This is a genomic window from Parabacteroides sp. Y3-G-102 (assembly GCF_023656845.1).
Classification (GTDB): Bacteria; Bacteroidota; Bacteroidia; order Bacteroidales; family Tannerellaceae; genus Parabacteroides; species Parabacteroides distasonis.
This window is the reverse complement of record NZ_JAMOKU010000079.1, coordinates 1-11,952: the sequence shown is the minus strand read 5'-3', so window position 1 is coordinate 11,952 and position 11,952 is coordinate 1. Positions and strand designations below refer to the sequence as shown.

The 11,952-nt window shown below is 40.0% G+C and carries 9 protein-coding genes and 1 pseudogene; 8 read left to right on the top strand and 2 right to left on the bottom strand.

The genetic code is table 11. The annotated features are described in order from the left end of the window. Positions 1–201: 201 nt before the first annotated feature. Positions 202–765, bottom strand: a complete 564-nt coding sequence (locus NBH16_RS22745; protein WP_121772828.1) for an ORF6N domain-containing protein — start codon at positions 763–765, stop codon at positions 202–204. Positions 766–1,171: 406 nt separating this feature from the next. Between NBH16_RS22745 and NBH16_RS22740 the strand changes: the two genes are divergently transcribed. The 8 genes from NBH16_RS22740 to mutS all read left to right on the top strand — a co-directional run bounded on the left by NBH16_RS22740 (position 1,172) and on the right by mutS (position 11,507). After that, complete coding sequence (locus tag NBH16_RS22740; RefSeq protein ID WP_008778929.1) at positions 1,172–2,890, top strand: tetratricopeptide repeat protein; 1,719 nt, start codon at positions 1,172–1,174, stop codon at positions 2,888–2,890. 187 nt (positions 2,891–3,077) lie between these two features. Continuing rightward, positions 3,078–3,449 carry a DUF3244 domain-containing protein gene (locus NBH16_RS22735; protein WP_008778928.1) on the top strand — a complete coding sequence of 124 codons (372 nt, stop codon included), beginning with the start codon at positions 3,078–3,080 and terminating at the stop codon, positions 3,447–3,449. Positions 3,450–3,469: 20 nt separating this feature from the next. After that, entirely contained in the window at positions 3,470–4,516 is a 1,047-nt protein-coding gene (locus NBH16_RS22730) for a DUF4848 domain-containing protein (RefSeq protein WP_008778927.1), read from the top strand. An 18-nt stretch (positions 4,517–4,534) separates the two neighbouring features. Further along, positions 4,535–5,179, top strand: a complete 645-nt coding sequence (locus NBH16_RS22725) for a hypothetical protein (protein WP_008778926.1) — start codon at positions 4,535–4,537, stop codon at positions 5,177–5,179. A 358-nt stretch (positions 5,180–5,537) separates the two neighbouring features. After that, entirely contained in the window at positions 5,538–6,626 is a 1,089-nt protein-coding gene (locus NBH16_RS22720; RefSeq protein ID WP_250789102.1) for a TolB-like 6-bladed beta-propeller domain-containing protein, read from the top strand. An 80-nt stretch (positions 6,627–6,706) separates the two neighbouring features. Beyond that, entirely contained in the window at positions 6,707–7,984 is a 1,278-nt protein-coding gene (locus NBH16_RS22715) for a DNA cytosine methyltransferase (RefSeq protein WP_005863765.1), read from the top strand. Positions 7,985–8,179: 195 nt separating this feature from the next. Then, complete coding sequence (gene fsa, locus NBH16_RS22710; protein ID WP_005860406.1) at positions 8,180–8,836, top strand: fructose-6-phosphate aldolase; 657 nt, start codon at positions 8,180–8,182, stop codon at positions 8,834–8,836. A gap of 85 nt (positions 8,837–8,921) precedes the next feature. Next, positions 8,922–11,507 (top strand): DNA mismatch repair protein MutS, encoded by a 2,586-nt coding sequence (gene mutS / locus NBH16_RS22705; protein WP_172724878.1) that lies wholly within the window; start codon positions 8,922–8,924, stop codon positions 11,505–11,507. 35 nt (positions 11,508–11,542) lie between these two features. Here mutS and NBH16_RS23505 read toward each other — a convergent pair. Beyond that, positions 11,543–11,833, bottom strand: a pseudogene (locus tag NBH16_RS23505) (6-bladed beta-propeller); the annotation flags it as partial. Positions 11,834–11,952: the final 119 nt, after the last annotated feature.

Below are 11,952 nucleotides of genomic sequence, written 5' to 3'. Positions count from 1 at the left end.
GTCTTTTAATGCTAAAATTAAGGCGTTTAGAGCTGCTTTAAGAGGAGTAACGGATATAAAATTCTTTCTTTTCAGACTTACAAAGCTGTATGCTTAATCCCCCAGGTTTATCGGGTGAGCCATGACTTTTTGCCCTCTGATCTCATAAATCTTGTTTTGTATCGCTTGTAATTCCATAGTATAAGAACTTATTAGTTTACTTTATTTGATATAACCAATTTTAGGCTTTTTAGCATTGTTCTTTTTCTTTGTAGCCAGTTCGGAAAGAGCTATGTAAATATCATCCAAAGACTTTTGGGTGTCTTCACTGAGATCATTGATAGCGCAAAGCGTTTCCTCATTAGCCATTTCAAGAGATTTGATACGTTCTTGTAGTTCTTTAATTTCGATGGAACTAGTGATAGTTTGTAAGGTATAATTCCGGATAGCGACAAAGGCTCTCATAATGTTTCTGTTGATTTCTATGGCAGTTTTAGAATTTAGCACACTACTAAGCATAGCCACCCCTAATTCCGTGAAAGCAAAAGGCTTATATTTGAAATTACTACCTCTTCCTTTGTTCAAGATACCAAATTGGCATCTTGAAAGTTCCTCCTTGGTTAACTCAAACATGAAATCATCTCCTTCAAAGCGTTCTATATTACGTCTGACCGCACGTTTCAGTTGGGCGGTTTCCGTTCCATACATTTCCGCCAGATCAAAATCCAGCATGACTTTTTGCCCTCTGATCTCATAAATCTTGTTTTGTATCGTTTGTAATTCCATAGTAAAGATTTTAGTTTAATATTATGGTCGCAAAGGTTTGTAAAATAATTGAGATAAGCAATAAGCTAGTTGGATATTTATGATTGGTTGCATTTGTAAGTTGTACAATGAGTTATTGCTGATCCGGCTTATTGTCTATTTTTTATGTGTTCTTATTTTCCTTATAAGATTTCCGGGAAAAACACGTACGTGATTTATGAAAAACACGTACGACTTTTTGGAAAAACATGTACGTGTTTTCCGGAAAACATGATGATGTTTTTATATCACTGATATTCATGTATATATAACTTGATACCTTTGCATGGACTTATTGTGTTTTTTTTCTTCTTGTATTTGTTATTTTGTTGTTCTATCGTTTGTTTATGAATTAAAAATATTTAATTTTGCTTATCTATAATAAAGGATGAAGTCATTTATATATATACTATTAACTTCCTTGACTTTCCTTGTGGTAGGATGCCAAAATGAATCTGAGGAAATCCGTTTGATCAATCAGGCGGAACGCCTGTTTGATGCTTATCCGGATAGTGTAATCACTACATTGGATTCCATTCCGCTCCCAGAAGAGATGAGTCCCCGTCTGATAGCCCGTTGGTGTATGTTATACGCACGTGCCGCCGATAAAATAGAGGACGAGATGCCTTATACGAACCAGCTTGAGATCGCCTTGAAATACTATCAAAAGAAAAAGATGCGGGAAGAGGAGGCTGAGATCGGTCTTTATCTGGGGCGTTCGTACGTGGAGGATAAGGAGTACGAGAAGGCAATGAGGACTTACTCCGATGCGCTGAAAGTAGCGTTGGCGATTAAGGATTATAATCGTGCCGGGTATATTTGTAGTTATATGGGAGATTTGTATGAGGTAGATCTTCGTTATATATTAGCCGCCGAGAAGTATAAAGAAAGCGGAAAGTATTTCCATTTAGCTAATAATACTACGAGCTATGTACGTGCGTTCGTGAATGAGGGAAGAAGCTATATGAGTGTTGATTCTAATTATTTGGCTTTAGCTTCATTGAAGCAAGCAGAAGTGATTATGGATTCGTTAAATGTCGAAAATGTTAAAACTTATGTATATAATGGCTTGGGTAATATATATAATGATTTGGGAGATTATGATTTAGCGGAATATTATATTTTACGATGTATAGAATTAGATCCAGAAGAAGTAGCTTCAGATTATTTATCATTGGTTGATATCGAGAAAAAACGTGGTAACTTGGAGAAGGCTGAGCAGTATTTGAGAAAGGCTAGTGATGTGCCTGCTGATAATGAGTTAGTTCCGATTACTATAGCTTATTATAATTATGTAATAAAGAAGAAACAAGATGACTTAAAAAACGCTTTGGATTTTTTTGAAAAATATGTGGAAATAGAGGATTCTCTTATAAACGTAAGTAAATCTATAGATATATATGATACAGAACAAAAATATGAACATTTGAAATTACATAATGAAAATATAGGATTACTTTTAAAAAATCAAAAGAATTATATATTTATATTAGTTTTATTATTTATCTGTGCTTTACTCGTTATTATCTATTTGATGACATTGAGAAGAAAAAATAGATCATTATTGAAACAACAAGAGGAAATAAATGATTTGAATCAAAATATATATCAGCTATCTGTAAAGTTATGTGGAAAAGAAAAAAAAATAAAGTTACAAGAAAACTCATTACATCTTGCGAAAGAAGAATTAGTATCTTATGAAAGTACAAAAAAAGAAGTAGAGGATTTGAGATATAGATTAATCAATTTAAGAGAAATAAAGATTCAAAATTCTAGTTTAACTCAAAAAATAAAGAGGATGTCTCAAACGGTTTGGTCGAAAGCCTCACAAGCAGTAATCGATGAGAAGATGTGGATTGATATAGAAGTGTTGATGGTAGAGATATATCCTGATATTGTAAAGGCATTGAGAGACGCAGACCTATCTTTTTCGGAAATGCACCTTTGTTTTCTTACCTTATTCAAATTAGATACGAAAGCCATGTCTACCCTTTTAAATATAATACCAACTTCCGTAGACAAAACACGCTTGCGGGTACGGAAAAAGTTACATTGGGAAGGCAAGCAAGATTTTTATGAGTCGCTTATCCATATTAAACCTGTTTAGTCTGTTATAGACTCTGTTTAGATACAATTTTAGAGTTTTGTCCATATATGTATTGGTTTACTTGTTTGATTATTAAATAATTATATATTTTTGCTTGTCCATACGTTCTTGAAGGTTTTGTACTTTCTATGTCATGTAGACTCTCTACTTTTGCAGTCGTAAACAATAACGAAAAAAGAGAGTGTATATGAAAAATTTAAAATGGCTGTTACTAGCTCTATTTAGTATCTCTACTTGTACAACTTCATTATTAGCGCAGCGTATATCTATACGTGGGCACGGAAGTTTGCATAAAAAACAGCGATCTATTAATTTAGATGTACCTATAATAGCTGATATCGATGAAACCTCAAAAGTTCTATCCTTGGAGTTCTTAGAATATATAGGAGAGGTACGAGTATCTGTTACAGACACTAATGGAAATATTGTTTATGAGGAAATGATAGATACACAAAATGTTTCTTCTAGTATTATCTCATTAGATGAATGTACTTCTGGATCTTATGGCCTTTATATATCAGATTCAGAAAATTATGCGGAAGGTTTTTTTAATTTATAAATAATTTAAATTTTAGAAGTATGGACAAAAAGACAGTGCTTTTAGCATCTGCATGTACTTTATTAATGATATCATGTAGTAATGATTCGGAATTGATTAATGTTGCTGAAACGACAGGATTACAAACAAAGGCTTTTGTTGGTGAAGCAGATTTTCAAATTGTAGATTATGCGGGAGATAAATGTATTCAGTTCAAGAATGATTCCGTATTTAATGCAATGCTTTGGGAGATGAACGATATGTCAGAAGAAGAGATAAATAATATTTTCTCGGGAGTTGGTTTCGTAAGTCAATGGCAACTTATGCAAGAAGCAGATCAAGAACAGGAGCTTATTGTAGACAATTATGAGAAAGATCTTAGCCAACCTTGGCCTGCTCATCAAATCAAAGAATTCAAACAAAAATATGATGATGTTTTCATGTTTGAACCTTATGATTCTACAGATTTTATTGCGCATTATAAATTAAAAGGTTCCACGTATAGTCCTTTTGTAAATAGGCAAGGATTGTTTTTAATTGGAGATAGTGTTGTGCATGCTTCTGTGTATGAATCTTTAGAGGAATATTTCGGACCAGGGATATCATTGTATGGAGATGATATGTCAACATCGGAAGCTACTAGTACAAATAAGGCAGAAGTAAAATATACGAAGTCGGATGGTACTTTCGTAAAAGTTAGAGCTATGCCAGCATTGGAAGATGGAACAATGTGGATTGCCGGTAAAGAATATAAGAAAGTAAAGTGTGAATTACTTAGTCAAAGAAAAAAGGTTCTTTGGAAGAGACATCATGCAAGTGTTCACTTTCGGTATCAATTGAAAGGTTCTGGATTGGGCTTTGGTGCGCCTGCTCCTCAAGGAGGATATTTTATAAGTCATGATAATCAAGTTATTCTGAATATAGTAGATCCTTATGGTAAGGAAACTTATAATCTAGGTGTGTTTGGAAAAAATGATAGGTATGGTAATGGTGTACCTATGTGGTCTCTTTCAGGAAGGATGGAAATTTGGTCAGATGAAATACCAGAAAGCAAAAGAGGAACATCAAAAGTTGATTTTCAAATATAAATACACGACACAATTGTTATGAGAAAAAAGATTTTATTATTCTTATTACTTGTTTCTACTTCAGCTTTTGTTTTTGCCCAAGTAGAGCATGGGTTATTAGTAGGTGCTGGTGTTGGATTTCCTTTGCAGGATGGTTGGAAGGAGACTACTTGGGGTGATAAATCGAATTTGGATTATCGGAACGATTATAAATTGAATAGTATGATCGGTTATCGCTTCCGATTCCTTCCGGAACAGAAATTCTTCTATGACTTGGATGTTACGATGGGATTTCAAAAGATGGAAACTGTCAAGTCTTCTCGTTATCTTTCTTACGAAGGTATAGAAGGTGGTTCACATATATTCAAAGGTGGTACTGAGACGATTGATGAATTTGTCATGCCTATCTCCGTAGCCACTAGTTGGAATTGGCGTTTTGCCAAGAAATTCCATTTGGGTGCCGGTATCGCTCCTACGCTTTATGTACAACCACAAGCCGTGTTTGATCTGTCCGTGATGGCGAAGGTGGGATATCGTTTAAGCAAGCATTGTGAGTTCGGCCTTTCTTATCAATATGGCTGTTTCAATACCTTGAAGCATTTCAATAACGGACCGGCTAATGGCCGTCGTGGACATCTTTCGGATTTGATGCTCTCTGTATATGTTCCTTTTGTTTTGAAATGATGGAATAATAAAATATAGAAACATATAATGTTTTATTTGGAACCAAAACAAAGATGAATAACTGCCTATAAGAAAAGAGTACGTGAAAAAGAGCCATGTGTAGAGAGATAATTCTATGCATGGCTTTTGCTTGTATATGATGTATAAATTTTGAATAATTATTGAGGCCTTTTTGCATTTTTTGTTTGCGATATTGTCTCTTTCGTGATTAAGAACTATCTTTGACAAACTATTCAATATAAGGCTAATGCCAAAAAAAATGAAAGCTTTAGGTATTGACTCTGGAATAATTTGGTAAGTCACGGGCCTTGAACCGGGGGAATAGGATTGAAAGTAGAATATTATAATAGTTAGGGATATGCGTATTGTTGCCTTTTTTAGTGCTATTGCCGTAATTATTCTGCTATTGGCAGGATGTGGACATGAGAAATCAAATAATTCTCAAGTTGTTAATTTAGTTCAACTTGGTGGAGTGGAGTATTCGGAAATACCGAAGTCGAATATCATTCAGCTAGAGAAATCTGATTTCCCGAAAGGGGAGATCCGTTCTATTGAGCGGATACCGATTGACTTGGAGATCGAGCTTCGGGAAGTGAATATATTGGCTAAAGGCAACTACCTCATCATTAAACACCTTGAGTGGCGGGAGGGAGCCTATCTTTTGCATGTACTCTCTTTGCCCGATTATAAAACGGTTGCTCAATTAGCCCCTTTTGGCGAGGGACCGGATGAGTTCAATGATATACGCATGATACCCACGGAAGAGACCGATAAGCTTTGCTACGTCTGGAACATACGTAATAATCGGATCTTTAGCTTGTCCACTACCCTTAAACTAGAGGAGTATGATCAATTGGCTGAAATCCCTGAAAATAAGATAGTCCCTGATGAGCCTTTATATATGGGAGATGGCAAGATGCAGGTTAGTCTAGGTTCAAATGATGGAATGGGAATAGGATTGGTAAGCTTGAATGATACTATAGTGAAGGGAACCGTACCTTTCCTGTTCGCTGAAGGAGCAGGTTGGTTTTTCTATATCGGAAATTTGGCGCATAGCTTTTCAAGAAAACGAGAAGCATTTGTGTTTACCTTTCATGACCGGATCGTTTTCTTTGACTTTGATGGTAACCATGTGAAGATGTGCCGGTTTGGAGATAAAACCTTACAAACTACCTCTTCGCCGGATAATCCTCTCTATTATTACAGTTGTTTCGCGAGTGACAAGTATGTCTATGCCGTTTACCGGGAATCAAAGAAAGATACGGATGAAACGAATCCCTTGTATCTGGAGCAATTTGATTGGGATGGGAATCCGGTAGCTCGTTATTCGTTACCCAAAGGAAGAGGCCTATACACTGGATGTGCGACAGAAGATAATTCGATAATCTATATGGTAGATTATTATGAGGACAATTTCCTGCATAAGATTGTTTTGAGCAAAGACTAATAAATTCTAGTGCTTTTCCCGTGATTTTTGTAGATTTGCGATTCTTTTGATAAAAAAATAGTATATAGCAAGGATCGGAAATGAAAAGAGGTGGAAAGGATATTGAATCGTTGGATAGCTTACGGGTCTTGTCCCTGTTCTCCGGATGTGGGGGCATGGATTTAGGATTCGAGGGGGATTTTATATGTCATCGTAAGTCTATATCTCCTCAAAATACGTGGGTTCAAGAGGTTATCGATGAACACTGGGTTCGTTTACAGAAGAATCGTTTTCGAACGGTCTTTGCGAATGATATATTGAAAGAGGCACAAACCGCTTGGCTTCAATATATGGATCGATTCGGATATGATAAAAACGTTTATAATACAAAGAGTATCGTAGACTTGGTGAAAGAGCATCGAGCGGGGAAAAAAGTCTTCCCTAAAAATATAGATGTCGTCACGGGAGGTTTTCCTTGCCAGGATTTCAGTGTCTCCGGTAAACGTTTAGGGTTTGAGTCGAATAAGGATCATACCGGGAAATTGCGTGAGGACGATGAGGCCTCGGAAGAGACGAGGGGTAAACTTTACTATTGGATGAAGCAGGTGATCGATATTACGAGACCCAAGATATTTATCGCGGAGAACGTGAAGGGACTAGTGAATCTGGGAGACGTGAAAAGTATTATTCAGAGAGACTTCGCCCATGCGGCTGGGGATGGATATATTGTTTTAGATCCTCAAGTTTTACATGCGGGCAATTATGGGGTTCCGGAGTCTAGAGAGCGTGTGATTTTTATCGGGATACGTAAGTCCGCGTTAAAGGTTAAGGCTTTAAGAGCGCTTCAAGAGGAGAAGATACCCAAAGCTTACGATCCTTATCCGAGTCCGACACATGCTTGCACCGTGGAAGATAAGAAACTATTGCCACCGGTGGTTTGTCGGGATGTATTTGTAGGATTGGAGGAACCGGATAGGACAGAAGATCCATCCCAGCGGTATTATTCACAGGCGAAATATATGGGAGCTCATTGTCAAGGTCAAAAGGAGATCGCGCTGGATAATATTGGCCCGACGATTCGTTCCGAGCATCATGGAAATATAGAATACCGTCGTTTATCCCGGGAGCATGGGGGCGTTATTACGGAAGAATTAGACGCCGGTTTACAAGAACGTCGCTTAACTCCTCGAGAATGTGCTTTGATACAGACGTTTCCGCCGGATTATACGTTTGTCTCCCATAAAAAGAACAGTACACGTTTTGAGTTAAGTGCCTCAGGCGCTTATAAAGTAATCGGTAATGCGGTTCCTCCGGTATTAGCGTATCATATAGCGAATCGCATACAGACTTTATGGCCGTTGTATTTTAAAAAGAGATAATTATATCGGAATTCCGTCCAGAACTTATGTTGCCTAACCGATATGAGGTCTGGCTTAATGATATTTGGAAACTTATATCTCCGCAAACGGCTTAACGACTTGTATATGGAATTAGTTGGGGATTGAGACGGTTGATTTAGAACTAATAGCGAATCAGAAGGGTTATACAAATACGTAACATTAAAGTTTAAAGCTATGAAGTTTTTTATTGACACGGCGAATCTGGACCAGATCCGGGAAGCGAATGAATTGGGAGTATTGGATGGCGTGACGACTAATCCGTCCTTAATGGCGAAAGAGGGAATCCGGGGGGTGGAAAATCAACGGAAACACTATTTGGAAATTTGCGAGATCGTGGGCGGGGATGTAAGCGCCGAGGTAATCGCTACCGACTTAGAAGGCATGATAAAAGAAGGGGAGGAGTTGGCCGCTTTACATCCTAATATAGTCGTTAAAGTACCTTGTATCGAAGCGGGGATTAAAGCGATAAAATATTTCACCAGAAAAGGCATCCGTACGAATTGTACGCTGGTTTTCTCTGTCGGTCAGGCGTTATTGGCGGCTAAGGCCGGGGCTACGTATGTATCGCCGTTCGTCGGGCGTTTGGATGACATCGCCAGCGATGGGATAGAGCTGGTACGTAAGATCGTGGAAATGTATGATTATTACGATTATGATACCCAAGTATTGGCGGCTTCTATCCGTAGCACCCAGCATATCATCCAATGCGTGGAGGCGGGGGCGGATGTGGCTACCTGTCCTTTGTCCGCCATTAAAGGCTTATTGAAACACCCGTTAACGGATAGTGGGCTGGCTACTTTTCTAGCGGATTATAAGAAAGTAAACGGATAGAAAAAAAATAGTACCTTTGTGCGGATTAATTCGTAAACGCATTTAAAAGATTACTATCGTGGCAAAAGTTGTGGAAACCCCTTTGATGAAGCAGTATTTCGATATAAAAGCGAAACATCCGGACGCTATCCTTTTATTCCGGGTTGGAGACTTTTACGAGATGTATGGCGAGGACGCCGTGATTGGCGCGGAAATACTGGGTATCGTACAGACCAAACGTGCGAATGGCGTAGGGCAGCATGTTGAGATGGCGGGATTTCCACATCATGCCTTGGATTCTTATCTGCCGAAATTGGTGCGGGCCGGTAAGCGTGTGGCTATTTGTGATCAGCTGGAAGATCCTAAATTGACTAAGAAATTGGTGAAGCGGGGAATTACGGAATTGGTGACTCCCGGTGTTTCCATCAATGATAATATACTGAATCATAAAGAGAATAATTTCTTGGCCTCTATCCATTTCGCCAAGGAGGTATGTGGTATCTCTTTCTTGGATATCTCTACCGGCGAGTTCATGACGGCGGAGGGTTCTATTGACTATATCGACAAATTACTCAATAATTTTTCCCCGAAGGAAGTGTTGATCGAACGGGGAAACAAGAAACGTTTCGAGGAGGCTTTCGGTCCTCGTTTCTTTATCTTTGAGCTGGATGATTGGATCTTTACGACCTCGGCCGCCGAGGATCGCCTGTTGAAGCATTTCGAGACGAAGAACTTGAAGGGTTTTGGCGTACAACACTTGAAATTAGGTATTATCGCTTCCGGGGCGATTCTGTATTATCTGGACCAGACCCAGCATACGCATATTTCCCATATCACCGCTTTATCCCGTATCGAGGAGGATCGATACGTCCGCTTGGATAAGTTTACGGTACGCAGCTTGGAACTGGTGGGTACGATGAACGATGAGGGAACAAGCTTGTTGGACGTGATCGATAAGACGATCTCGCCGATGGGCTCTCGTATGCTTCGCCGGTGGATACTATTCCCGCTAAAGGATGTAAAACCGATCCAAGAACGCCAAGAGGTCGTGGATTATTTCTTCCGTGAACCGGAGACAAAGGAGTTGCTGGATACGCAGTTGGAGCAGATCGGCGACTTGGAGCGTATTATCTCCAAGGTGGCTGTCGGCCGTGTATCTCCTCGTGAGGTGGTTCAGCTAAAGGTCGCGCTTCGTGCGATCGAGCCGATCAAGGAGGCATGTATGGCGAGCGGGGAACCCAGCTTATGCCGGATCGGGGAGCAATTAAACGCTTGCGCCTTGATCCGCGACCGGATTGAGAAAGAGATTAATAACGATCCCCCTTCGTTGGTCAATAAGGGAGGAATTATAGCGAAGGGTGTCAACGAGGAATTGGATGACTTGCGTGCCATCGCTTATTCCGGCAAGGATTATTTGTTGAAGGTACAGCAGCGCGAGATCGAATTGACGGGTATCCCAAGCTTGAAGATCGCTTTCAACAACGTCTTCGGCTATTATATAGAGGTACGTAATACCCATAAGGATAAAGTCCCGGCGAATTGGATCCGTAAACAGACCTTGGTGAACGCCGAGCGCTATATTACCGAGGAGTTGAAGGAATACGAGGAGAAGATATTAGGGGCGGAAGAAAAGATCCTTGCTCTGGAGACCCGCCTTTTCAATGAGCTGGTATTGGCCTTGACGGAGTATATTCCGCCTATCCAGATGAACGCGAACTTGATCGGGCGTATCGATTGCCTTTTATCTTTCGCCAAGGCCGCGGAGGCGAATAAGTATATCCGTCCGGTCGTGAGTGATTCCGACAAGATCGACATAAAGGGAGGTCGCCACCCGGTAATCGAGAAACAACTGCCCTTGGGAGAACCTTATATCGCCAATGATGTCTATCTGGATGACGAGAAACAACAGATCATCATTATCACGGGTCCGAATATGGCCGGTAAGTCTGCCTTATTGCGTCAGACAGCCTTGATTACGCTCATGGCGCAAATCGGTTGCTTTGTTCCGGCCGAGAGCGCCCATATCGGTATCGTGGATAAGATATTTACCCGTGTAGGCGCCTCGGATAATATCTCGGTGGGTGAGTCTACTTTTATGGTCGAGATGAATGAGGCTTCCGATATATTAAATAATATGACTTCCCGGAGCTTGGTGCTTTTCGACGAGTTAGGGCGGGGTACCAGTACCTACGATGGCATATCAATCGCTTGGGCGATCGTGGAATATATTCATGAGCACCCGAATGCGAAGGCGAAAACGCTGTTCGCTACCCATTACCACGAGCTGAACGAGATGGAGCGTGCCTTTAAGCGGATCAAGAACTATAACGTATCGGTCAAGGAAGTAGGGAATAAGGTGATATTCTTGCGTAAGTTGATACCGGGAGGAAGCGAGCATAGCTTTGGTATCCACGTGGCGAAAATGGCCGGTATGCCTAAAAGCATCGTGAAGCGTTCGAATGAGATCTTGAAGCAGTTGGAGTCCGAGAATCGTCAGGAAGGCATCGGGGGTAAACCTGTAAAAGCGATCGCCTCTGCCGCCGAGGGATATCAACTGAGTTTCTTCCAGTTGGATGATCCGGTGTTGAGCCAAGTACGGGATGAGATCAAGAACTTGGACGTGAATAATCTTACCCCCTTGGAAGCCTTGAACAAACTGAGTGAGATTAAGCGGATTATTACGGGGAAATAATCCGCTTGATCGTATTACCGATGATTGGTAATCGTTTACTTTTTAGGTCTCACCAACACTACCACCCGGTTGTCATCCTCTTCCAATGTCGCGGCCACCTCTTTTAGTTTGCCTTTCAGCTTTCCCCTTTTATAGTCCTGGCAAAGATCGGAAGCATTGATGGTAGAACACAATTCGCCTTTTGAATTGATGGGAGGAAATGTCACCATATAGATTTCTTTCTTATAAGAATAATCATCGTTGTATGTGATATAGTTGAAAAATTTCTTTTCTTGCGTATCGTATGCGAAGTACTTTCTCGGGAAACCTTCTCCTGTGTTAAAATGGCTCACCCGATAAATCAGGGGGAAAATTCTTTAATTCTATAGAAAATTTGCACCTTTGTACCATGAACAATCAAGGACTATTAGCATTGGCACAGTTGATTCTGCCATCAGAGATACTT

What these genes read in the sequence shown, in the direction of transcription:
- NBH16_RS22745 (WP_121772828.1), bottom strand. Translation starts at nt 765, where the DNA reads ATGGAATTACAAACGATACAAAACAAGATTTATGAGATCAGAGGGCAA.
- NBH16_RS22740 (WP_008778929.1), top strand. Translation starts at nt 1,172, where the DNA reads ATGAAGTCATTTATATATATACTATTAACTTCCTTGACTTTCCTTGTG.
- NBH16_RS22735 (WP_008778928.1), top strand. Translation starts at nt 3,078, where the DNA reads ATGAAAAATTTAAAATGGCTGTTACTAGCTCTATTTAGTATCTCTACT.
- NBH16_RS22730 (WP_008778927.1), top strand. Translation starts at nt 3,470, where the DNA reads ATGGACAAAAAGACAGTGCTTTTAGCATCTGCATGTACTTTATTAATG.
- NBH16_RS22725 (WP_008778926.1), top strand. Translation starts at nt 4,535, where the DNA reads ATGAGAAAAAAGATTTTATTATTCTTATTACTTGTTTCTACTTCAGCT.
- NBH16_RS22720 (WP_250789102.1), top strand. Translation starts at nt 5,538, where the DNA reads ATGCGTATTGTTGCCTTTTTTAGTGCTATTGCCGTAATTATTCTGCTA.
- NBH16_RS22715 (WP_005863765.1), top strand. Translation starts at nt 6,707, where the DNA reads ATGAAAAGAGGTGGAAAGGATATTGAATCGTTGGATAGCTTACGGGTC.
- fsa (WP_005860406.1), top strand. Translation starts at nt 8,180, where the DNA reads ATGAAGTTTTTTATTGACACGGCGAATCTGGACCAGATCCGGGAAGCG.
- mutS (WP_172724878.1), top strand. Translation starts at nt 8,922, where the DNA reads ATGAAGCAGTATTTCGATATAAAAGCGAAACATCCGGACGCTATCCTT.